Origin of the sequence: Frigoribacterium sp. Leaf263 (assembly GCF_001422285.1) — a bacterium.
Classification (GTDB): Bacteria; Actinomycetota; Actinomycetes; order Actinomycetales; family Microbacteriaceae; genus Frigoribacterium.
Genome location: NZ_LMMO01000001.1, coordinates 370,610 through 393,481 on the forward strand (window position 1 = coordinate 370,610; position 22,872 = coordinate 393,481).

General features: G+C 71.5%; 18 protein-coding genes. 11 read left to right on the top strand and 7 right to left on the bottom strand.

Translation table 11 applies throughout. The features are described 5' to 3' along the window. Positions 1 to 71: 71 nt before the first annotated feature. The 3 genes from ASF17_RS01695 (at position 72) to lepB (ending at position 2,533) form a co-directional block, all read left to right on the top strand. Positions 72 to 890, top strand: a complete 819-nt coding sequence (locus tag ASF17_RS01695) for an SDR family oxidoreductase (RefSeq protein ID WP_055794608.1) — start codon at positions 72 to 74, stop codon at positions 888 to 890. A gap of 107 nt (positions 891 to 997) precedes the next feature. Next, complete coding sequence (locus ASF17_RS01700; RefSeq protein ID WP_055794609.1) at positions 998 to 1,915, top strand: oxygenase MpaB family protein; 918 nt, start codon at positions 998 to 1,000, stop codon at positions 1,913 to 1,915. Positions 1,916 to 1,945: 30 nt separating this feature from the next. Continuing rightward, complete coding sequence (lepB, locus tag ASF17_RS01705) at positions 1,946 to 2,533, top strand: signal peptidase I (protein WP_055794612.1); 588 nt, start codon at positions 1,946 to 1,948, stop codon at positions 2,531 to 2,533. Positions 2,534 to 2,552: 19 nt separating this feature from the next. Here the strand turns inward: lepB and ASF17_RS01710 are convergent, their stop codons facing one another. The 4 genes from ASF17_RS01710 to ASF17_RS01725 all read right to left on the bottom strand — a co-directional run bounded on the left by ASF17_RS01710 (position 2,553) and on the right by ASF17_RS01725 (position 6,745). After that, positions 2,553 to 4,247 carry a long-chain-fatty-acid--CoA ligase gene (locus ASF17_RS01710; protein WP_055794614.1) on the bottom strand — a complete coding sequence of 565 codons (1,695 nt, stop codon included), beginning with the start codon at positions 4,245 to 4,247 and terminating at the stop codon, positions 2,553 to 2,555. Between the two features lie 85 nt (positions 4,248 to 4,332). Continuing rightward, positions 4,333 to 4,890, bottom strand: a complete 558-nt coding sequence (locus ASF17_RS01715) for a TIGR03086 family metal-binding protein (RefSeq protein WP_055794615.1) — start codon at positions 4,888 to 4,890, stop codon at positions 4,333 to 4,335. 139 nt (positions 4,891 to 5,029) lie between these two features. After that, positions 5,030 to 5,581, bottom strand: a complete 552-nt coding sequence (locus ASF17_RS01720; protein WP_055794617.1) for a YceI family protein — start codon at positions 5,579 to 5,581, stop codon at positions 5,030 to 5,032. Between the two features lie 159 nt (positions 5,582 to 5,740). Next, positions 5,741 to 6,745, bottom strand: a complete 1,005-nt coding sequence (locus ASF17_RS01725) for an aldo/keto reductase family protein (RefSeq protein WP_055794619.1) — start codon at positions 6,743 to 6,745, stop codon at positions 5,741 to 5,743. 281 nt (positions 6,746 to 7,026) lie between these two features. Between ASF17_RS01725 and ASF17_RS01730 the strand changes: the two genes are divergently transcribed. The 6 genes from ASF17_RS01730 to ASF17_RS01755 all read left to right on the top strand — a co-directional run bounded on the left by ASF17_RS01730 (position 7,027) and on the right by ASF17_RS01755 (position 14,306). Next, entirely contained in the window at positions 7,027 to 8,541 is a 1,515-nt protein-coding gene (locus ASF17_RS01730) for a glycosyltransferase (RefSeq protein WP_235476302.1), read from the top strand. Next, positions 8,538 to 10,526: a glycosyltransferase family 39 protein gene (locus ASF17_RS01735; RefSeq protein WP_055794621.1), complete on the top strand. Its 1,989-nt coding sequence runs from the start codon at positions 8,538 to 8,540 to the stop codon at positions 10,524 to 10,526. The genes ASF17_RS01730 and ASF17_RS01735 overlap by 4 nt, the downstream gene beginning before the upstream one ends. A gap of 98 nt (positions 10,527 to 10,624) precedes the next feature. Beyond that, entirely contained in the window at positions 10,625 to 11,488 is an 864-nt protein-coding gene (locus ASF17_RS01740; protein WP_055794624.1) for a DUF4397 domain-containing protein, read from the top strand. Between the two features lie 103 nt (positions 11,489 to 11,591). Beyond that, the gene (locus ASF17_RS01745) at positions 11,592 to 12,764 is read left to right on the top strand and encodes a glycosyl hydrolase family 8 (protein ID WP_055794625.1); all 1,173 of its coding nucleotides are present in this window, start codon (positions 11,592 to 11,594) and stop codon (positions 12,762 to 12,764) included. Further along, complete coding sequence (locus tag ASF17_RS01750; RefSeq protein WP_055794627.1) at positions 12,761 to 13,426, top strand: class F sortase; 666 nt, start codon at positions 12,761 to 12,763, stop codon at positions 13,424 to 13,426. Before ASF17_RS01745 ends, ASF17_RS01750 begins: the two co-directional genes overlap by 4 nt. A gap of 76 nt (positions 13,427 to 13,502) precedes the next feature. After that, a complete protein-coding gene (locus ASF17_RS01755; protein ID WP_055794629.1) occupies positions 13,503 to 14,306 on the top strand; it encodes a polyprenol monophosphomannose synthase in 804 nt (267 codons plus the stop codon). A 65-nt stretch (positions 14,307 to 14,371) separates the two neighbouring features. Here ASF17_RS01755 and treZ read toward each other — a convergent pair whose 3' ends face one another. The 3 genes from treZ to glgX form a co-directional block, all read right to left on the bottom strand. Continuing rightward, positions 14,372 to 16,129 (bottom strand): malto-oligosyltrehalose trehalohydrolase, encoded by a 1,758-nt coding sequence (gene treZ, locus ASF17_RS01760; protein ID WP_055794632.1) that lies wholly within the window; start codon positions 16,127 to 16,129, stop codon positions 14,372 to 14,374. A gap of 143 nt (positions 16,130 to 16,272) precedes the next feature. Then, complete coding sequence (gene treY, locus ASF17_RS01765) at positions 16,273 to 18,669, bottom strand: malto-oligosyltrehalose synthase (protein WP_055794633.1); 2,397 nt, start codon at positions 18,667 to 18,669, stop codon at positions 16,273 to 16,275. After that, positions 18,666 to 20,864: a glycogen debranching protein GlgX gene (gene glgX, locus ASF17_RS01770; RefSeq protein WP_082474968.1), complete on the bottom strand. Its 2,199-nt coding sequence runs from the start codon at positions 20,862 to 20,864 to the stop codon at positions 18,666 to 18,668. The genes treY and glgX overlap by 4 nt, the downstream gene beginning before the upstream one ends. Positions 20,865 to 21,016: 152 nt before the next feature. Here glgX and ASF17_RS01775 point away from each other — a divergent pair, with 152 nt between their 5' ends. Both ASF17_RS01775 and ASF17_RS01780 read left to right on the top strand, forming a co-directional pair. Beyond that, positions 21,017 to 21,976 carry an NAD-dependent epimerase/dehydratase family protein gene (locus tag ASF17_RS01775; protein WP_055794635.1) on the top strand — a complete coding sequence of 320 codons (960 nt, stop codon included), beginning with the start codon at positions 21,017 to 21,019 and terminating at the stop codon, positions 21,974 to 21,976. Positions 21,977 to 22,021: 45 nt separating this feature from the next. Beyond that, positions 22,022 to 22,855 carry a hypothetical protein gene (locus ASF17_RS01780; RefSeq protein ID WP_055794637.1) on the top strand — a complete coding sequence of 278 codons (834 nt, stop codon included), beginning with the start codon at positions 22,022 to 22,024 and terminating at the stop codon, positions 22,853 to 22,855. The last annotated feature ends 17 nt before the right edge of the window (positions 22,856 to 22,872 follow it).

Below are 22,872 nucleotides of genomic sequence, written 5' to 3' on the forward strand. Positions count from 1 at the left end.
GGCGCGTTCGGACGCCGTCCAGACATGCGGGCGTTGGATCGGAGACACCATCACCCGACGAGAGGAACACCGTGAGCAAGGTCTGGTTCATCACCGGAGCATCCAAGGGCTTCGGCCGCGAGTGGGCCGAGGCCGCACTCGAACGAGGCGATCGCGTGGCCGGCACCGCACGGAACCTCGACGACGTCGCCGGTCTCGTCGAGCAGCACGGAGACGCCTTCCTGCCGTTGCAGCTCGACGTCACCGACCGCGCCGCCGACTTCGCGGCCGTGCAGGAGGCCGCCGAGACGTTCGGCCGCCTCGACGTCGTGGTCAACAACGCCGGCTACGGGCACTTCGGCATGGTCGAGGAGATCAGCGAGAGCGAGGCCAGGGGGCAGCTCGAGACGAACCTGTTCGGGGCCCTCTGGGTGACGCAGGCGGCTCTGCCCATCATGCGCGAGCAGGGCTCGGGTCACATCGTGCAGGTCTCGAGCATCGGCGGCATCAGCGCGTTCCCGACGGTCGGCATCTACCACGCGTCGAAGTGGGCGCTCGAGGGCATCAGCCAGTCGCTCGCGCAGGAGGTGGCGGGCTTCGGCATCAGCGTCACCCTGGTCGAGCCCGGAGGGTTCAGCACCGACTGGTCGGGCCCCTCCGCGTCACGCAGCGACGAGCTCGACGAGTACGCGAGCGTGCGGGAGGCCGCCTCGAAGCGGCCCTCGGCCGCCGACCCCGGCGACCCGGAGGCCACGCGTGCCGCGATCCTCAAGGTCGTCGACGCCGAGCAGCCGCCCCTCCGGATCTTCTTCGGAAAGGCCCCGCTCGAGATCGCCACGAAGGACTACGAGTCGCGCCTCGCGACGTGGAACGAGTGGCAGTCCGTCTCGGTCGAGGCGCACGGGGGCTGACCCACCGTCGCCGACGCGCGCCGCGCCTCCTGCGTCTCTCGGGACCGTCAGGAGGCGCGGCGTCCGTCGGCACGGCGCGCCCAGGTCGCGAGGCGCATGATCGAGGCATGCCCGCTCTGACCGAACCGCTCCGCTCCCGTCTGCAGTACACCTTCAACGGGCAGTACACAGGCACGCCGCAGTGGATCACCGACCTGGAGAAGGGCGACGACGAGGGGTTCTTCCTGCCCGGCTCCGCCGTCTGGGCCGTTCACGGCGCCATGTCGACCATCGCCGCGGGGGTGCGCGCGCTGCTCGTGCAGGCGCTGCACCCCGGGGCGCTCGCCGGTGTGCACGACCACTCGCGGTTCCGAGAGGACCCGCTGGGGCGACTGGCCGGGACGATCCGCTGGATCTACACCGTGACCTACGGCAGCCAGGAGGCCGCGACCCAGGCCTCGAACTGGGTCTCGCGGCTGCACACGAAGGTCGTCGGGCAGTACGACGACCGCCACGGCGTCACCCACGACTACGCCGCCAACGATCCCGAGCTGCTCAGCTGGGTGCACATGGCCTTCGCGGACTCCTTCCTCGCCGCGTACCAGCAGTGGGGGAAGGCTCCCATCCCCGGTGGGCCGGACGCCTACGTGCGCGAATGGGCCGTCGCGGGCGAGCTGATGGGCGTGCCGAACCCGCCGCGCAGCGCCGCCGAGATGCAGCGGCAGCTGATGGACTTCGACCGCCGGGGGATCCTCGAGCGGACGGCCCGCACCGACGACGTCGTGCGCTTCATCAAGCACCCGCCGCTGTTCCCCGTGCTCAGGGCCGGCTACCCGCTGCTGTTCACCGGAGCGGTCAGCACTCTGCAGCCGCGGTTCCGGGACCTGCTCGACCTCAGGCCCCCGCACATCGGGCCGGTCGCCCTGCCGGCCGCCGGCCCCGCGCAGGTCATGCTGAACGGGATCGGAGCCGTCCTCGGACCGCGCCCGGTCGCCGAGAAGCACGCGCTCGCCCGACTCGAACGACTCGGGTGGTCGTCGATCTGACCGTCAGCGACGGCCTGAGAGGATGACGTCGTGACCGACACCGCGCCTCCTCGCCGCCACCGGCCGTTCCGCCTCGTGCGCGACCTGATCGTGATCGTGCTGATCGCCCTGCTCGTGTCGTGGGGCGTCCGCACCTACCTCGTGCGCTCGTTCTACATCCCGTCCGCGTCGATGGAGAACACGCTGATGATCGGAGACCGGCTCGTCGTCAACGTGCTCGCCTCCAGCGTGATGCCGCTGCACCACGGCGACATCGTCGTCTTCGAGGACCCGGGCGGATGGCTGCCGGGGGCGCCCGGGCAGGACCTCGTCAAGCGCGTCATCGGTCTGCCCGGCGACACCGTCTCGTGCTGCGACGCCGAGGGGCGCGTCCTCGTCAACGGCGAGCCGATCGACGAGCCGTACATCACCGTGCCCGACGGCGATCCGGCCTCGCTGACGCCCTTCGACGTCACCGTGCCCGAGGGGGCGCTGTGGGTCCTCGGCGACAACCGCGAGGACTCCGCCGACTCGCGGGCGCACCAGAGCGGCCCCTACGCCGGCTTCGTCCCCGAAGAGAACGTCGTCGGCCGGGCCTTCGTCGTGTTCTGGCCGTTCGACCGGGCCCGCTGGCTCTAGTCGTACCGGCTCGACCCCTCTAGCGGGCCGCGATGAGGGCGTCGCGCACCTGGCGACGCAGCACCTTGCCGATGAGCGACTTCGGCAGCTCGTCGACGACGACGACGCGCCGGGGCACCTTGTAGGCGGCCAGACGCCCGCGGCAGTGATCCCGCACGGCGGCCTCGTCGAGGGTCGCACCCGGCTCGAGCACGACCGCCGCCACGACGTCCTCGCCGCCCTCGGCGCGCGGCACCCCGACCACGGCGGCCTCGGCGATGCCGTCGGCGCCGAGCACGGCCTCCTCGACCTCGGACGGCGCCACGTTGAAGCCGCCCGTCACGATGAGCTCCTTGATGCGGTCGACGATGGTGACGTACCCGTCGGCGCTCATGCTGACGATGTCCCCGGTGCGGAACCACCCGCCCTCGAGGAACGCCTCAGCCGTCTCGTCGGGGCGGTTCCAGTACCCGCGGAACACCTGCGGACCGCGCAGCAGCAGCTCACCAGCAGCCCCGGGAGGCACGGGGCGGGTCGGATCGGGGGAGTCCCGATCGACGACGATCGCCTCCGTCGACGGGAAGGGCACGCCGACCGTGCCGACGCGGCGGGTCGGGCCGATCGGGTTGCCGAGCGCGACGGGGGAGGTCTCGGTCAGCCCGAACCCCTCGACGAGCATGCCGCCCGTCACGCCCTCCCAGGCGGTGACGACCGGGTTCGGCAGGTTCATCGCGCCCGAGATCGCGAAGCGGGCCGACGACAGGTCGACGCCCTTCTCGCGGGCGCCGTCGGCGAGACGCTGGTAGATCGGCGGCACCGCCGGCAGGAAGGTCGGCGGGTGCTTCCTGGCCGCCTTGAGCACGAGGTCCACGTCGAACTTCGGGAACAGCACGAGCCGGGCCCCGAGGCTCATCGCGAAGGTGAGGCAGAGCGTCAGCCCGTAGGCGTGGAAGAACGGCAGCACGCCGTAGACGGTCTCGGCCCCCTCGACGAGCCCGGGCACCCAGGCGCGCCCCTGCTCGGCGTTGCTGCGGAGGTTGCGGTGCGTGAGGATGGCGCCCTTCGGCGAGCCCGTCGTCCCGCTGGTGTACTGCAGCAGGGCGACGTCGTCGACGTCGGGCCGAGGGTGCTTCCTCTTGATCGGGCGGTTCGACAGCAGGTCGTCGAACGTGGCGTCGCCGGTCGCGCCGTCGGTCAGCGCGCTCCGCGACTTCCGGGCGGCGGGGATCGGCAGGGTGAGGGCGAGACGGGTGGCGAGCGGCATGCCCTTCGTGACGTCGACCGAGACGACCGTGGCGAGCCCCAGGTCGGACGGCAGCGCCCTCAGGCGGTCGACGAGCTTGTCCCACGCGACGGCGATCGTTGCGCCGTGGTCCTCGAAGAGGTGACGCAGCTCGCGGTCGGTGTAGAGCGGGTTGTGCTCGACGACGACCGCGCCGAGGCGCAGCACGGCGTAGAACGCGACCACGTGCTGCGGACTGTTGGGCACGATCAGGGCGACGCGGTCTCCGCGACGCACACCGAGCCTCCTGAGCCCCTCGGCCGCCCGGGAGATCTGATCGCCCAGATCGCGGTACGAGGTCTCGCGACCGAAGAACTCGAGGGCGGGCCGGCCGCGGTGCGTGGCGACGGCGTCGTCGATGAGGTCGACGAGGCTGCCGGTGACGGGCTCGATGTCGGCGGGGACGTCGGGGGCGTAGCTGTGCAGCCAGGGGCGGTCGATCGGATCGGTCATGCCGCCGAGCTTGCCAGGGTCGGGTGATGAACACCCGGGAGGCGCGGGTCGGCCCCCGGGGTCGGGCGCGGGTCGCCGCGACGGCTCAGCGGGCGTCGCGCCCGGTCAGGGCGAGCAGCCGGATCCGCAGCGGGGCGTCGTCGCCGACGGGGACGGGCGAGGCGAAGAGCCCGGACGCCTCGAGGGCGTCCTTCTGGGGCTCGAAGACGCCCCAGACGGCTTCGACCAGGGCGTCGTCGAGCTCTTCGTCGGCACCGACGGCGCGCGCGAGATCCCAGGTGTGGATGGTGACGTCGGCGACCTGCTCCGCGAGGTACTCGTGGACGGGGACGACGTCGGCGCTGAGACGCACCTCGGCGTGCGGGTCGGCTTCGCGCCAGGCCGCCGTCGCGGCGGTCGACCAGCGGTGCCAGGCCTCGACGAGGTCGTCGCCGAGCGGCTCGATCGAGTTCTCGGCCTCGGCCGGATCGCCGCCCTCGAGCAGGAGGGGCACCCACTGCTGCTCGCGCGTGACGTGGCGCACGAGGTCGCGCACCCTCCAGTCGGTGTCCGGAGTGGGGGCGTCCCAGTCGGCCACGGCCTCGACCCGCCGGGCGAACTCGTCGTGGGCGGTCTTCTGCAGGGTGATCCAGTCGACGGTCATGGGAGTCCTCTCGGGTGGTGCGGGGCTGACTGCCGGGCCCAACCGCGGCAGGTACCGCGTTGTTCCCGAGGGTACTGCGGCGGGCGCGACGAAGGGCCCGCGCTCGAGGTGAGCGGCGGGCCCTTCGAGGTGCCGCTGGTTACGCGGGGAGGACGAACTGGATCTCGAGCGTGACGGTGACGTCGTTGCCGAGGGTGAAGCCGCCGGCCTCGAGCGCGGCGTTCCAGGTGACGCCGAAGGCGGTGCGGTCGATCTTGGTCGTCGCCGAGAAGCCGAGCTTGGTCTGGCCGTAGCCGTCGACGACGAGGCCGCCGAACTCGCTCTTCAGGGTGACGGGCTTGGTGACGCCACGGAGGGTCAGGTCGCCGTGGACGAGGAACGCGTCGTCGCCCTGCTCTTCGATGCTGGTCGACACGAAGGTCATCTTGGGGTGCTCTTCGGCGAGGAAGAAGTCGCCGGTCTGCAGGTGACCGTCGCGGTCCTTCTGGTTCGTGTTGACCGACGCGACGTCGATCGACGCGGTGACCTTGCTGGCCGTGTGGTCCTCAGCGGTGACGAGGGTCGCGTCGAACGACTCGAAGCTGCCCTTGACCTTGCTGATCGCGAGGTGACGGACGCTGAACGAGACCTCGCTGTGCGTGGGGTCGAGGTTCCAGGTGCCGGCGGGGATCTGCTCGGTGGTGATTGCCATGGTGTTCTCCTGTTGGTCTGGGTGACTGATGTGACGATGTCCGGTGGTGCGATGACGTCTGGGGTTTCGGTGACGTGTCACCGAAGGTCGGTACGAGTATATGCAAGTGCATCCACCCCTGACGAATTCCCGTGACGCCGGGTTTCTCCGCGCCGGGTCTCAGGCGGGGCGCTGGTCGGGCGAGACGGTCTTCGACGGATCGGTCTCGGCCAGGTCGCCGAGCGCCTCGTCGATGGCGGTCATGACCTCGGCGGGCAGGGTGACGCCGGCGGCCTTGACGTTGTCCGCGACCTGCTCGGGTCGTGATGCCCCGATGATGGCCGACGAGACGTTGTCGTTCTGCAGCACCCAGGCGATGGCGAGCTGGGCCATGGAGAGTCCGAGGTCGGCCGCGATCGGCTCGAGCTTCGCGACCCCGGTGAGCACCTCGTCGGTGAGGAACCTCTGGATCGAGCTCGCGCCTCCCTTGTCGTCGGTCGCCCGGCTGCCGGCGGGCAGCTCGGCGCCCGGCTTGTACTTGCCGGTCAGGACGCCCTGCGCGACGGGCGACCAGACGATCTGGCCGAGCCCGTGCTGCTTGCTCGTCGGGACGACCTCCTGCTCGATGACCCGCCACAGCATGGAGTACTGCGGCTGGTTCGAGATCAGCTGCACGCCGTGCTTGACGGCGAGCTCGTGACCGGCGCGGATCTGGTCGGCGTTCCACTCGCTGACGCCGATGTACAGCGCCTTGCCCTGGCGGACCACGTCGGCGAAGGCCTGCATGGTCTCTTCGAGGGGGGTGTCGGCGTCGTAGCGGTGCGCCTGATAGAGGTCGACGTAGTCGGTCCCGAGACGGCGGAGCGAGCCGTCGATCGACTCGAGGATGTGCTTGCGGCTGAGGCCCACGTCGTTGTGACCGCGGGGGCCGGTCGGCCAGTACACCTTCGTGAAGATCTCGAGCGACTCGCGACGCTCGCCCTTCAGGGCGTCGCCGAGCACCTGCTCCGCCGCCGTGTTCGCATAGGCGTCGGCCGTGTCGAAGGTCGAGATGCCGGCGTCGAGCGCCGCGCGGACGCACTGCGTCGCCACGTCGTTCTCGACCTGCGAGGCGTGCGTGAGCCAGTTCCCGTAGGTGATCTCGGAGATCTTGAGGCCGCTGTTTCCCAGGTATCTGAAGTCCATGCCGCCAAACTACGCGCGTCGGGCGGCCGACGGGCTGGCCCCCGACCGGGGGACGTTAACGGGAGATGACGGGAACCTGGCAATCACCGGACAACGCCCGGACCCGACCAAACCGATCCGCCCGCACCCCCCGAACCGGTGCCATCCCCGAGGTGAGAATCCCCGGACGAGGGCGCCGACGACAGCCGCCCGAGCGCCGACCCGATCGCGCGACCTGCTGAGCATCGTTCTGCTCCACGACACCCACGATCAACCCGACCCTCTTGACAGGAGAGTGACCCGTGTCGACTGCCCCGACGCAGCACGCCACCCTGCTGGCCGCCGGTGAGCCCGCCCCGCTGCTCACCCCCGAGGCGCCCGCATCACCCGAGACGTTCGTCCCCAACCGAGGAGGCGCGGGGACGGCCGGCGACGGACTCGCCGGCTTCCAGCTGCCCGACTGGTCCGCGCTCGAATGGATCGGCTACTCGTCGCTGGTGGTCATCTCGCTGCTGCTCACGGCGGTCGCCGTGTCGACCCTGTGGTGGATGCTCCACGCCTGGCGGTCGAAGGACAACCTCGAGGGGAGCCAGTTCAGCGACGATCCCCTGGACGCGGCGCACTCGTTCACGCTGCTCGTGCCGGGGCGTCACGAGGAGGAGGTCATGGGTCAGACCCTCGACCGCCTCGCCCTGCAGGACCACCCCGACTTCGAGATCATCGCGATCGTCGGCCACGACGACCCCGGCACCGAGCGCGTCGCCCGCGAGGCCGCGGCCCGGCACCCCGAGCTCATCCGCGTGATCGTCGACTCGAGCGTGCCCAAGAACAAGCCCAAGGCGCTGAATCTGGCGCTGCAGTCGTCGAAGGGCGAGATCGTCGGAGTGTTCGACGCCGAGGACGAGGTCCACCCGCGCCTCCTGACGCTCGTCGACTCGCGATTCAGCGAGACCGACGCCGACGTGGTGCAGGGCGGCGTGCAGCTGATGAACTTCCAGAGCAGCTGGTGGAGCCTGCGGAACGTGCTCGAGTACTACTTCTGGTTCCGGTCGCGACTGCACTTCCACGCCAAGGAGAAGTTCATCCCGCTCGGGGGCAACACGGTCTTCGTCCGCAAGGAGTGGCTCGACTGGTCCCAGGGCTGGGATGCCGAGTGCCTCGCCGAGGACTGCGAGCTGGGCGTCCGCCTCTCGAGCGCCGGCGCCAAGGTCGTCGTGGCCTACAGCCCCGAGGTCGTCACCCGGGAGGAGACCCCCGGCACGTTCGTCTCGCTGCTCAAGCAGCGCACGCGGTGGAACCAGGGCTTCATGCAGGTCTACGGCAAGGGCGAGTGGAAGAAGCTGCCGCGACTGCGTCAGCGCCTCATGGCCCGCTACCTGCTGACCATGCCGTTCATCCAGGCCGCGACCGGGCTCATGATCCCGATCTCGATCGCGCTGATCCTCACGGTCAAGGTGCCGACCGCGATCGCCCTGGTCTCGTTCATCCCCCTCGCGCCGACCCTCGTGCTGCTGGCCGTCGAGTTCACCGGGCTCCGCGAGTTCGGCCGCACCTACGGCCAGAAGGTCCGGGCGCGTGACTACTTCCGACTCGTCTGGGGTCTGCTGCCGTACCAGATCTTCCTCGCCCTGGCCGCCGTCCGGTCCGTCTGGCGACAGGTCCGGAAGATGAACGCGTGGGAGAAGACCGAGCACACGGGTGCCCACCGTCCCGCCTCCGTGCCCGCCCCGCTCGGGCACGCCGCCCCGGCCCCGACGACCGTCGTGGCCGACCGATCGACCGACGACCTGGCCCTCACCGGAGGTGGTGACCGATGACCAGCATCCTCGACCGACCCGCCGTCGCTCCCGACGCGCCGGTCCGGCCCACCCGTGCGGCCGAACCGGACCGCGCTCCCCGGGTGTCGTGGCTCCGACGCCACGGCGCTTCCCTGCTCTGGCTCCTGCCCGTCCTCGCCGTGGCCGCCGTCGTGCAGAGCCTCAACATGGCCGGCTCGCCGCAGCGGATCGACGACGAGGGCACCTACGTCGCCCAGGCCTGGGCCGTGCAGAACCTCGGCGAGCTCGCCCATTACACCTACTGGTACGACCACCCGCCCGTCGGCTGGCTGCAGATCTCGGCGTACACGGCCCTGACCGGCGCCTTCTCGCGCTACAGCATCGCCGTCCTGGCGGGCCGCGAGGCCATGGTCTTCTTCACCGTCGTCGCCGTCGCCCTGCTCTGGGCGCTGGCCCGCAGGATCGGGCTGAGCCGCGCGGCCGCGTCGATCGCGGCCCTCGTGTTCGCCGTCTCGCCCCTCGCCGTGCAGTTCCACCGCACCGTGTACCTCGACAACGTCGCGACCCCGTGGCTCCTCGCCGCCTTCCTGTTCGCCCTCAGCCGGCGTCACCAGCTGGCCGGCTACGCGGCGGCCTCGGCCTCGTTCGGCATCGCCGTCCTCTCGAAGGAGACGTACCTGCTGGCCCTGCCGTTCCTCGCCTGGACGATGTTCCGGGGAGCCGACCGCTCGACGCGTCGGTACACCCTGTCGATCGCCTCGGCTCTGCTCGTGCTGATCGGCCTCTCGTACATCGCGCTCGCCGGCGTCAAGGGCGAGCTGCTGCCCGGCGCCGGGCGCGTCAGCCTGCTCGAGGGGATCACGTTCCAGCTCGGCACCCGCGAGTCGAGCGGTTCGATCCTCGACACCGGCAGCCTCTTCTTCGCCACCGTGTCGCAGTGGTGGCAGCTCGACATGGTCGTCATCGTGCTGGGCGCGGCCGCCTCGGTCGTCGGCGTCTTCCTGACGAGGGTCCGGCCGATCGCCGTGATGATGGTCTTCCTCATCGCGTTCATGTTCCGCCCGGGCGGCTACCTGCCCGTCCCCTACGTGATCATGCTGCTCCCGTTCGCGGCGCTGCTCATCGCGGCCGTCACGGACTCGGCCGTGCGCTCGCTCCGCGCCCGGCGCGAGAGCCGACTCGGCACGGCGGCCGGCCGCTCCGGCGCCGTCGTCTGGATGGCCGTGACCGCGGTGGCCGCCGTCGCCATCGTGCCGCTCTGGACGTCCCAGCTCCGCGGGTTCTTCCTCTCGGACCTCGACGCCCCCATGCGCGACGCGCAGGGATGGATCTCGGACAACGTGCCGAAGGACAGCCGACTGCTCGTGGACGACGCGATGTGGGTCGACCTGGTCGACGACGGCTTCGCACGGGACAACGTCATCTGGTTCTACAAGCTCGACACCGACGGCGCCGTCCAGGCCCAGTCGCCGAACGGGTGGCGCGACAGCGACTTCATCGTCACCACCGAGTCGGTCCGCACCTCGGGCGGCTCGTCCGAGGGCATCCGCCAGGCCCTCGACAACTCCACCGTCGTCGCCTCGTTCGGCACCGGCGACCAGGAGGTCGACGTGCGCCGCATCGACCCGGGAGGGGCTGCGCAGGCCTCCACCGACGCCGGGGCGGACGCCGCCGCACGGTCGCAGATCGGCCGCGAGCTGGCCCAGAACCCCTCGCTCGAGGTCTCCGACGTCTTCCGGCAGGCCCTCGCGGACGGTCGCGTCGACCCGCGGGCCATGATCGTCCTCGGTCAGCTCGCGGCGACGGGCAGCATCAGCGTCGGCGACCCCGAGGCCCTGCCGGGGGAGTCCGAGGGGCTCTTCCGTCAGCTCGAGATCGCGCCGACCGACGGTCGCTCTGCCGACGATCTGGCGACCGTGGTCGGCGGACTCGGCGACACCTACGCGCCGGCCTCCGCCGCCGTCTCGGGCGACCGGCTCGTGGCCACCTGGTCCGCCCTCCCGCCGAGCGGTCTGCTCGGCTGATCGACCCGATGACGCGCGCCGACCCGACGACGCGCGCCGCACCTCCTCGGCACCGCCGGCCCTCACGAGCCGGACACCCACCGGAAAGGAACCACCTTATGGCACACGCCATCAGCACCACCCGCACCCGTCCCGCCGTCCGCCGTCTCACCACGGTGCTGGCCCTCGGCGTCGCCACGACGGCCGCCGTCGCCGCCGCGGTCGTCGGCGCCTCGCCGGCCCAGGCCGCCGACGGCGACGGCTGGGTCAGGGTCGGTCACCTGTCGCCCGACACCAAGTCCGTCGACGTCACCCTCACCTCGCTCAAGGGCGGCCAGGTGGTCATGGACCTCGACGACGTCACGTACGGGCAGGTCAGCCCCTACGAGGCCCTGCCGACCGGCACCTACGTCGTCTCGATGACCGCGGCCGACGCACCGGCCGACGACGCCGAGCCGATGATCAGCACCAACGTCACGGTCGAGAGCGGTCAGCCCCTCACGGCCCTCGCCTACGGCCCCAACGACGATCTGCGGACCGAGGTCCTCACCGACGACCTCACCGCACCGGCTCCCGGCGAGGCGAAGCTGCGCCTCGTGCAGGCGGCCAACGTCACCGACACGGTCGACGTCGCCACGACCACCGGCACGACCATCGCCGCCGACGCGCCCTTCGGCAGCGCCACCGGGTACGCGAGCGTCGACGCGGGCCCCTGGACGCTCGACCTCACGGGCGACGACGTCGAGGGATCGGCCGACGTCGACCTCGCGGCCGGCAGCGTCAACACCCTGTTCGTGCTCGACAACTCCAGCGGCGGCCTGACCGTCGTGCCCGTCGTCGACAGCGCGTCGACGGCCGAGACCCCGCAGGGCGGAGTGCAGACCGGTGGCGGCTACCTGGCCGAGCACGCCTCCGACGAGGCCCCCGGTGAGACACGGGGCGGCTTCTGGGCGTCCGTGCTCGGATTCCTCCGCATCGGCTGACGCCGCGGCGGAGCGAACCGACGGACGAGGAGGCGCGGCTCGGCGCCGCCGGGCACCGCGCCTCCTCGACCGGCACGACGATGACAGCACAGTGAGGAACGACATGACGAAGAAGACGAGACTGCTGCTCGCAGCGGCGGTCGTGGTGGCAGTGGCCGTCACGGCCGGGATCGCCTCATTCGTCGTCGGCCCGTTCGGCGGATCGTCGGACGAGGCGGGCGGACGGACGGGCGCGACCAGCGACCCCGGCATCACCCCCACCTCGGCACCCGAGAGGACGCCCGACCAGATCGGCGAGGCGTTCCTCGACGACTGGGTCGACTCCGACGGCCGGGTCGTCCGCCGCGATCAGGGCGGGGACACCGTCAGCGAGGGTCAGGCGTACGGGCTGCTCGTCGCGGTCGGCGTCGACGACGAGAGCGCCTTCGACTCCATCTGGGGGTGGACCACCGACAACCTCGTGCGCGACGACGGACTCCTGTCGTGGCAGTGGGCCGACGGCGCGGTCGTCGACGACGGCCCGGCGAGCGACGCCGACGTCGACGCCGCCCGGGCCCTCGTGCTCGCCGGCGACGCGTTCGACCGCCCCGACCTGACGGCGGCGGGCGTCGAGCTCGGCGAGGTCGTGCTCGACACGATGACCGCGTCGACCGACGTCGGGCGCATCCTCCTGCCGGGTCTCTGGGCCCAGGGCGACGCCCCCTGGTCGTACAACCCCTCGTACGCGTCGCCCGCGACGTTCCAGGAGCTCGGCGACGCCAGCGGCGATCCCCGATGGGACGAGCTGGCCGCCGGATCGCGGGCCGTGACCACGGCCATACTCGATTCGACCGCCCTGCCGAGCGATTGGGCTCAGGTCTCCGCCGACGGCTCGGTGGTCCCGCTGCCGAGCGCCGACGGCTCGAGCGGCTCCGTCCGCTACAGCTACGACGCCGCCCGCCTGCCGCTGCGCTACGCCGAGTCGTGCGACCCCGCCGACGTCGCCCTCGCCGCGCGACTGGCGCCCGTGCTGCAGCGCTACGACGAGCTGCCCATGCAGCTCGACCTCGGCGGGCAGTCGACGGGCGAGGACCGCAGCCCGCTCGCCTACGCCGCGCGTGCCGCCGCCGAAGCCGCGGCCGGCGACCACAGCGCGGCCGCCGACGACCTCCGCCGCGCCGACGAGATCGCGACGTCGACGCCCACCTACTACGGCACGGCCTGGGCGGCTCTCGCCGCCCTGCAGCTCGACGGCACGTCGATCGGCGCGTGCTCGCCCCTGGAGAGCGACTCATGACACCCGCCACCTGGCTCCGCGCGCACGCGAGACCCGTCGTCGCGGTCGCCGCCGTCCTCGTGCTGGGCGGTGCGACCGTCGCCGCCGTCGCGGCCCGGCCCGACGGGGCCCCTCCGACGACCTCGGTCACGCAGGAGGCGCGGGTCGCGTCGCCCCCGTCCGTCTCGACCGACGGTTTCCAGGACCCGGCGGCGCAGACGTACACCGCGCCTCCTGCGGGCGCCGTGCCCGTGCGGGTGCGGATCCCCTCGATCGGCGTCGACTCGGGGCTCGAGGACCTCGGTCTCGGAGCCGCCGGCGAGCTGGACGCCCCCGAGGAGTGGATGTCGGCCGGCTGGTACGAGGACGGCGTGGTGCCCGGGGGAGTGGGCCCCGCCATCATCGCCGGACATGTGGACTCGTCCACGGGCCCCGCGGTCTTCATCGACCTGCCCGAGCTGACGGCCGGCGACGAGGTGCTCGTGACCCTCTCGACGGGCGACGTCCACACGTTCCGGGTGACCGGCAGCGAGACGGCCCCGAAGGCGAACTTCCCGACCTCCGACGTCTACGGCAGCACGCCGACGCCGACGCTGCGTCTCATCACCTGCGACGGGCGCTTCGACTCGTCGACCGGGCACTACGAGGACAACCTCATCGTCTTCGCCGACCTGGTCTCCTGACCCGCACGACCCGCACGACCCGCACGACCCGCGAACCCGCGACCCCAACCCGACCCGAACGGGAGAGGAACCCACCATGAACGACACGCTCGTGATCATCCCCACGTACGACGAGAAGGACAACCTCGACTGGATCGTCGGACGCACCCTGGACTCCGGCGCGGCCGTCGACGTGCTGGTCGTCGACGACGGCTCGCCCGACGGGACCGGGGACCTCGCCGACGCCTATGCGGCGCGCGACCCGCGCGTCCACGTGCTGCACCGCACCGAGAAGGCCGGACTCGGCGCCGCGTACCTCGCCGGCTTCGCCTGGGGTCTCGAGCGCGGGTACGAGGCCCTCGTCGAGATGGACGCCGACGGCTCGCATCACCCCGAGTACCTGCCCGGCATGATCGCGCTGCTGGGCGAGAACGATCTCGTCCTCGGCTCGCGATGGGTGCCGGGCGGCCGGGTCGAGAACTGGCCGATGCGGCGGGAGCTGCTCAGCCGAGGGGGCAGCTGGTACACCCGCGGCGCCCTCGGCATCCGGGTCGCCGACACCACCGGCGGCTACCGCGTGTTCCGCTCGTCGGCCCTCCGGCGGATCGACCTCGAGCGGGTCGAGTCGCGCGGCTACTGCTTCCAGGTCGACCTGCTCTGGCGGGCGCTCCAGGCGGGCCTGCGCGTCGTCGAGACCCCCATCACGTTCACCGAGCGCGTCCACGGATCATCGAAGATGAGCGGCTCGATCGTGCGCGAGTCGCTCACGAAGGTGACCCTGTGGGGTCTCCGACGACGGACGCGCGCGCTCGTCGAGCTGATCGTGCGGCACCGCCGCCTGCCGAGCGTGCGAGCGACGTCCCACCGGGTCGGACCCGCCCAGCGCGTCGGGGTCCGCTAGCCGGAGGCCGCACGGAGCGGATGCCCGGGGCGGTGGCCCCGGGCACCCGCTCCGTGCGCCGCGCCTCAGCGGACGATCGCCACCGAGTGCGCCGGCAGCAGGAGGCTCGACCCGGGCTCGATCGACGCGTCGCTGGCGAAGAGGATCGTGCTGCTCGGCACGGCGACCCGCGCCTCCTCGTCGGCGAAGTTGATCGCGATGCGGAGCTCGCCGCGGGTCAGCACGAGCCAGCGCGCGTCGGCGTCGAAGTCGACCGAGACGGACGCGAAGCGCGGGTCGGTCAGGTCGGGCTCGGTGCGCCGCAGGGCGCCGAGGCGGCGGTAGGCGCCGAGCAGCACGGCGTGGCGACCCGACTCGAGCTCGGACCAGTCCAGGCGGGAGTCCTCGAAGGTCGAGGGCTCCTGCGGGTCGGGCACCGACGATTCGTCCCAGCCCATCTTGGCGAACTCGGCGATGCGGCCCTCGGCCGTGGCCTCGCCCAGGTCGTGCTCGGGGTGGGAGGTGAAGAACTGCCACGGGGTCGACGCCGCCCACTCCTCGCCCATGAAGAGCATCGGCGTGTACGGGCCGGCGAGCGTCAGCGTCGCGGCGATGATCAGCTGACCGTCGTCGAGCGTGGCGGCGAGCCGATCGCCGATGGCGCGGTTGCCGATCTGATCGTGGTTCTGATTCGCGACGACCAGCCGCCAGGTGGGCATGTGCTCGGTGTCCACGGGCCGGCCGTGGTCGGCCTCGCGGAACGACGACCAGGTGCCGTCGTGGAAGAACCCCTTGGTCAGCACCTTCGCGAGCGCGCCCAGGGGCTCGAAGTCGGCGTAGTAGCCGGTCGTCTCGCCCGTCAGCGCGACGTGCACGGCGTGGTGGAAGTCGTCGCTCCACTGAGCGTCGAGACCGTAGCCCTGGCGGTGCTCGGGACCGAAGCCGCCGCCGTCACGCGGGGTGATGAGGGTCGGGTCGTTCAGATCGCTCTCGGCGATCAGCGAGAGCGGGCGGCGCAGGTGCGCGCTGAGGGCGGCCGTGCGCTCCGCGAGCTCCTGCAGCAGGTGCACCTCGCTGTCGTCCTTCAGGGCGTGCACGGCGTCGAGGCGCAGCCCGTCGACGTGGTAGTCGTGCAGCCACAGGGCCGTGTTGTCGAGGATGAACTCGCGCACCTCGTGGGCGCCGTCGTCGTCGAGGTTGACGTTGTCGCCCCACGTGTTGGCGTGCTTGCCCGACAGGTAGGGGCCGAACAGCGGCAGGTAGTTGCCCGACGGGCCGAGGTGGTTGTACACGACGTCCTGGATGACGCCGAGCCCGGCCGCGTGGGCCGCGTCGACGAAGCGCTGGTACGCCTCGGGACCGCCGTAGTTGTCGGTGACCGTGAACCAGTCGACGCCGTCGTAGCCCCAGTTCCAGCGACCGTTGACGCCGTTGACGGGCAGCAGCTCGACGAGGTCGACGCCGAGCTCGACGAGGTACGGCAGCTTCGCGATCGCCGAGTCGAGGGTGCCCTCGGGGGTGAACGTGCCGATGTGCAGCTCGTAGATCACCGAGCCGGCCAGCTGCCGACCCGTCCAGTCGTCGTCGCTCCAGGCGAAGGCGGCCGGGTCGTACGTCTCGCTGAGACCGTGCACGCCGTCGGGCTGCCGAAGCGACCGGGGGTCGGGCAGGGGGGTGTCCCCGTCGTCGAGCACGAAGCCGTACCGGTGACCGGGGCCGCGGTCGAGATCGGCGGAGGCGCGCCACCAGCCGGTCTCGGGCTCGGCGGTCATCGGCAGGAGCTCTCCGTCGAGGTGCAGCCGCACGGTGGTCGCTTTCGGGGCCCAGACGTCGTAGACGCTCATCGGTCTCCTCGGGTTCGTCGTTCGGTGGTCGGTCGGTGTCGGACGGCCACGACCTGCCGCCCACCTCGGGAGGTGGGCGGCAGGTCGTGGCCGCTCGCACGGGTTGACGGTAGTCGGGCGCGGGATGCCGCGGCCCGACCGGGTCAGTCCTCTGCGGGGATCAGCAGGGCGACGGGGTACACGTCGAGCACCTCGGCCAGGCGGAGGCGGCCGCCTTCGTGACGGCGACCCGTGAGGACGTCGCGATAGGCGCCTCCCGCGGTCAGGACGACCGTGTCGTCCCAGCCCCCGGCCTGCTCGAGCGAGACGGGGAGGCGCGTGGCGATAGCGATCGCGCCCCCGCGGTCGACGGCCACGGCGGACGCCGCCTGCTCGCCGAACACCGGCAGCCCGGCGTAGCGGGTGAACAGGTCAGGGCGGTCGCGACGGGCGGTGAGGGCTCGATGGGTGACCAGCAGCTTCGCGGCACCCGTGTCGTCGACCGGGGGAGTCGCGCCCGAGCGGATCGCCTCGAGGTAGAGACGACGCAGGTCGAAGTCGACCTCTCGACGGTTGTCGGGGTCGACGAGCGAGAAGTCCCACAGCTCGCCGCCCTGGTAGACGTCGGGGCTGCCCGGCCCGGTGAGCTGCATGAGCGTCACCCCGAGCGAGTTGCTGTACCCGGGCGCGCGCAGGACGTCGACGATGCGCTCCACCTCGTGCCGCACCTCGTCGTCGTCGAAGACGGCGTCGACGGCCGCGTGCATCCGCTCTTCGAAGGCCTCGGCCTCGTCGGTGCGGTCGGTCCACGTGGTCGACGAACCCGCTTCGCGGGACGCCTTCTCGGCGTAGGCGTGCAGTCGCTCGCGCGACGCCGGCCACGAGCCGACCACGGTCTGCCAGAGGATGTTCTCGAACGGCCCGTCGCCCATGGGGGCCAGGTCGCGGAGGCGCTCGAGGGTCGCGGCCCATTCGTGGGCGACCTCGGACAGCACCGAGACGCGGGCGCGCACGTCGGCGCTCCGCTTCGTGTCGTGGGTCGAGAGTGTCGTCATGCCGAACGGGCGCTCGGCGAGCCGGGCCTGCTGACGCGCGTGGAACGACTCGGGGGAGAGCGAGAACTCGCTCGGGTCGGCGCCGACCTCGGTCAGGGTCGCCAGACGGCTGTACCGGTAGAAGGCCGTGTCCTCGACGCCCTTGGCCATGACCATGCCGCTGGTCTGCTGGAACCGCACGGAGGCGGGGTGCGACTCGTCGCGCAGCACGACGAGGACGCGCTCGATCGCCTCGGCGAGCTCGGGGCGGTGCCTCGTGGCGACGGCGCCGGCCTCGGCCAGCTGCACGGCGCCCTGCGGAAGATAGCTGCGATAGACCGGGAACGCGGCAGCCAGCTCGGCGAGGGCGTCGACGACCTCGGGGTCGATCTCGCCGCCGCCCGCGATCAGGCGCGCCAGCCGGTTGATCTCGCTTCCGAGGATCCCGTCGGCGATGCCGCGTTTGGTGCCGAGGATCATCTCGTGCCAGTCGACGGCCTCGTCGCCGGTCGACTCGTCGGCTCCGGCGGCCTGCTCGTCGGCGTCGGGTGACAGGGAGCGGCGGAGGCGCGAGTCGAGACCGTCGAGGGCCGCGGCGCCGCTCGGGTCGACGAACAGCCGGTCGAGGTCGGCGAGGGTGTCGTAGCCGGTGGTGCCGGCCGTCGCCCAGTCCTCCGGGAGGCGCTCGTCGCCTTCGAGGATCTTCTCGACCAGGACGTGGGCGCGCCCGGTGAGGGCGGCGAGCCGATCGAGGTAGCCCTTGGGGTCGGCCAGTCCGTCGGGGTGATCGACCCGGAGGCCGTCGACGAGGCCGTCGCGGAACCATCGGCCGATCTCGGCGTGCGACTCGTCGAAGACCCAGCCCTCCTCGACCCGGATGCCGGCGAGCGTGTTCACCGCGAAGAACCGGCGGTAGTTGAGGTCGGAGTCGGCGCGCTTCCAGTGGACGAGCTCGTAGCTCTGCCGCGCATGCACGGTCGCCGCGTCGTCGTCGTCGCCGCGTGTGCCGGGCGCGACCGGATACACGTTGTCGTAGTAGTGCAGCTCGTCGCCCACGACGCTGAGGCCCTCGATCGAGCCGTCGGCCGCTGCGGGCTCGCCGAGCACGGGCAGCAGCACCTTGTCGCCGCCGGCCGCCCAGTCGATGTCGAAGGCGTCGGCGTACCGCGAGCGGCGGCCGTGGGTCAGGAGGTCCCACCACCAGACGCTCGCCTTCGGCGTCGCCACGCCCACGTGGTTCGGCACGATGTCGACCAGCACGCCGAGACCGTGCACGTGCGCGCGGTCCGAGAGCGTGTGCAGCCCGACCTCGCCGCCTCGCGCGGGGTCCACCCGGCTGTGGTCAACGACGTCGTAGCCGTGGTCGCTGCCCGGCTCGGCCTCGAGCACGGGCGAGAGGTAGACCCAGTCGGCCCCGAGGTCGCGGAGGTAGGGCACGACGTCGGCCGCGGCGAACAGATCGAAGGAGGCGCGGATCTGGAGGCGGTACGTCGAACGGGGGTGTCGGGTCGAGTCGTTTCGGGTCACTGTTCTTCCTCGGCCGTGGCTCGGAGGACGACGAGCGAGCGGCCCACCACGGGGAGCCGGTCACCCGCCCGCAGAGCCGTGGCGGCCTGCGGTATCGAGGGGGGTTGTGCGGTGGTGGCGGCCCGGGTGGCCGTCGGGGTCCGCGGGGCGGCGCCGACCGGCGGCGGCGGTGCGGTGACCGTGCTGTCGACCACGACCTCCCAGCCCTGGGCGTACTCGTCGGGCGGCAGCACGAACGTGACCGTGTCGGCGCTCGCGTTGAAGTACAGGACGAAGTTGACGTCGGTGATGCGGCCGCCGCGGGCGTCGCGCCCCCGGATGCCGTCGCCGTTCAGGAACATGCCGATCGCCTTCGCGTAGGACTCGTTCCACTCGCCCTCCTGCATGGCGTCGCCCTCGGTCGTCAGCCAGACGATGTCGGGCAGCGGCTCGCCCTCGCCGCGGGTGACCGGGCGACCGTTGAAGTACCGCTGGCGGCGGAACGTCGGGTGGTCGTGGCGCAGCTTGATGACCTCGGCGACGAACTCGATGAGGTCGCGGTCGGCGTTCCGCCAGTCGATCCAGCTGATCTCGTTGTCCTGCGCGTAGGTGTTGTTGTTGCCGCGCTGGGTGCGTCCGAGCTCGTCGCCGTGCAGCAGCATCGGCACGCCCTGGCTGAGCAGCAGCGTCGCCAGGAAGCTGCGCTGACGCTGCTCGCGCAGGGCGCGGATCTCGCCGTCGTCGGTCTCGCCCTCGACGCCCGAGTTCCACGACCGGTTGTGGCTCTCGCCGTCGTTGCCGTCCTCGCCGTTGGCGTCGTTGTGCTTCTCGTTGTAGCTGACCAGGTCGCGCATCGTGTAGCCGTCGTGCGCGGTGACGAAGTTGATGCTCGCCACCGGGCGACGCCCGTCGCGTTCGTAGAGGTCGGCCGAACCGGTGATGCGGCTGGCGAACTCGCCGAGGGTCGAGGGCTCGCCTCGCCAGAAGTCGCGCACCGTGTCGCGGTACTTGCCGTTCCATTCGGTCCACTGCGGCGGGAAGTTCCCCACCTGATATCCGCCGGGGCCGACGTCCCACGGCTCGGCGATGAGCTTGACCTGCGAGACGATCGGATCCTGCTGCACGAGCTCGAAGAAGGTCGACAGACGGTCCACCTCGTAGAACTCGCGGGCCAGAGACGCGGCGAGGTCGAAGCGGAATCCGTCGACGTGCATCTCGGTGACCCAGTAGCGCAGGCTGTCCATGATCAGCTGCAGGGAGTGCGGGTGGCGGACGTTCAGGCTGTTGCCGGTGCCCGTGTAGTCCATGTAGTAGGTCTTGTCGTCGTCCATCAGCCGGTAGTACGCGGCGTTGTCGATGCCCTTGAACGACAGGGTCGGCCCCAGGTGGTTGCCCTCGGCCGTGTGGTTGTAGACCACGTCGATGATGACCTCGATGCCGGCCTGGTGCAGCACGCGCACCATGGTCTTGAACTCCTGCACCTGCTGACCGATGTCGCCTGTGGCGGAGTACGCGGCGTGCGGGGCGAAGAAGCCGATCGTGTTGTAGCCCCAGTAGTTGCTGAGGCCCTTCTCGAGCAGGGTGTTGTCCTGAACGAACTGGTGCACGGGCATCAGCTCGAGCGCCGTGACGCCGAGCTTCTTGAGGTGGTCGATGATCGCCGGGTGCGCCACGCCGGCGTACGTGCCGCGCTCGTCCTCGGGGATGTCGGGGTGCGTCTCGGTGAGCCCCTTGACGTGCGCCTCGTAGATGACGGTCTCGTCGTAGCTGTAGCGCGGCGGGCGGTCGCCCTGCCAGTCGAAGAAGGGGTTGATGACGACGCCCAGCATCATGTGCGGGCCGCTGTCCTTATCGTTCCGCGACTCGGGGTCGCCGAAGTCGTAGGCGAACAGTGCCTCGTCCCAGTCGATCTCGCCGCAGGTCGCCTTCGCGTACGGGTCGAGCAGCAGCTTGTTCGGGTTGGCCCGGACGCCCGACGCGGGGTCGTACTCGCCGTGCACGCGGTAGCCGTAGCGCTGGCCCGGCTGGACCGTCGGCAGATAGCCGTGCCAGACGTAGGCGTCGACCTCGGTCAGATCGACCTGCGTCTCGACCCCCGCGTCGTCGATGAGACAGAGGACCACGCGCGAGGCGGACTCGCTGAAGATCGCGAAATTGGTTCCGCTGCCGTCGTAGGTCGCGCCGAGTGGGTAGGGGTTGCCGGGCCAGGTATGCATCGAACCTCCGATTGGGACCCGCTCAGCCTACGGGCGAACGGGCGGACCGTCCGGCCCCGGGGAACGCGTACGGTGGCGACCATGTCGAACATCGTCGTTCCCTCCCACCCGACCCGCGCCTCCTCGTCCCCCGCTTCGAACGGAGGCCGCTCGTGAGGGTCGTCGTGCTCGGCGCCACCGGGCACGTCGGCGGCTACCTCGTCCCGCGACTGGTCGCCGCCGGCCATGAGGTCGTCGCCGTCAGCCGCGGCACCTCCGAGCCGTATCGCCCGCACGCCGCATGGGGCTCCGTCGAACGGGTCGTGCTCGACCGCGACGCCGCCGAGGCCGACGGCACGTTCGGACCGCGAGTGGCCGCGCTCGAGGCCGACGTCGTCGTCGACATGATCTGCTTCACGGTCGACAGCGCCACGCATCTGCTCGACGCCCTCCGGGGCACCGGCGCCGTGCTGGTCAGCTGCGGCACCATCTGGGTGCACGGTCCCGCCGTCGAGGTCCCCATCACCGAGGAGGCGCGGCGCACCCCGTTCGGCGAGTACGGCACGCAGAAGGCGGCCATCGAGCAGCTGCTGCTGCGCGAGTCGCGGCTCCCCGGCGGCGTGCCGTCCACCGTGCTTCACCCGGGCCACATCACCGGTCCGGGCTGGCCGATGATCAACCCGCAGGGGAACCTCGAGCTCGGCGTCTGGGAGGCCCTCGCCGCGGGCGACGAGGTCGTGCTGCCCGACCAGGGGTCGGCCACGGTCCATCACGTGCACGCCGACGACGTCGCACAGGCCTTCCAGCTCGCCGTCGAGCGCTTCGGGCAGGCGTCGGGCGAGGCGTTCCATGTCGTGTCCGAGCGCGCGGTGTCGCTGCGCGGCCTCGCCGAGGCGGTGGCCCGAGAGTACGGGCGGGAGGCGCGGCTCCGCTTCGTCCCGTTCGACGAGTTCCGCGCACTGGTCTCGGACGAGGCCGGGGACGCGTCGTGGCAGCACGCCTCGCGCAGTCACGCGATGAGCATCGAGAAGGCTCGTCGGCTGCTCGGCTACGCGCCGCGGTACACGACCGTCGAGGCCGTCGTCGAGGGGCTCGAGTGGCTGGCGGCGGAGGGTCGGCTCACGCTGCGCTGACGGCCGCGGGACTCCGGTAGCTTCATCACGACCCGAGGAGTCCCCATGCCCCCCGCCTTCCCCTTCGACCGCGTCCGCCCCGTCATGCTGCGCGTCGTCATCGCCTCGCTGATCGTCGCCGCCGCCGTGGCCATCGTCTCGATCGCGACGTCGACGTTCGGCGACACGTCATGGCGCCTCATCGCGACCGCTGCGGTCTTCGCGGCGTTCGCCCTGTTCGCCTGGTACGACGCCGCGATCTCGTCGGCGCGGAGCAGCTGGTTCGCTCTCGTCGGCTTCGCCGTCTCGGTGTACCTGTTCGTCGCCGGCATGGCGAAGATCTGGATCATCCAGCCGCTCGACCACGCCGACACGATCTTCGACGGCTTCTTCGGCTGGCTGATCCTCGCGGCGATCGCCCGGGTGGCGCTGGCGCACGTGCACGTCGTGCTGGCGACCGAGGCGCGCCTGCGATCGCGCGTGATCACGGCCGTGACGCGGGTCACCCTCGCGCTCGTCGCGATCCTCGCGGTGATGCTGTCCGTACCCGTGCTGTTCAGCCCTCTCGAGCTCGACGGCGCGTACTGGCGGGTCCTCGGCGTCGTGGCTGTCCTGGATGCGCTGGGCACCGTCCTCATCCCGCTCGGCTACCAGCTCTTCACCCCGGCGTCTGCCCGGACCCGCACGCTCGCACCCGTCCATCCGGACGCGGCGTCATCGCCGGCGGGCGCCGTCCCCGGGTTCAGGCCCCCGGCCGCGGCCTACGCCGCGATCGGTGCGCCCCTCACCCTGCAGTGGCCGAAGTACGCCGACGGCGCCGACCTGCCCGCGACTCCGACGGGCGAGCCGGACTTCACGGGGGTCGTGGGATACGACGACTGGGTGGCTCGGACCGTCTGACACCGCGCCTCCTCGGA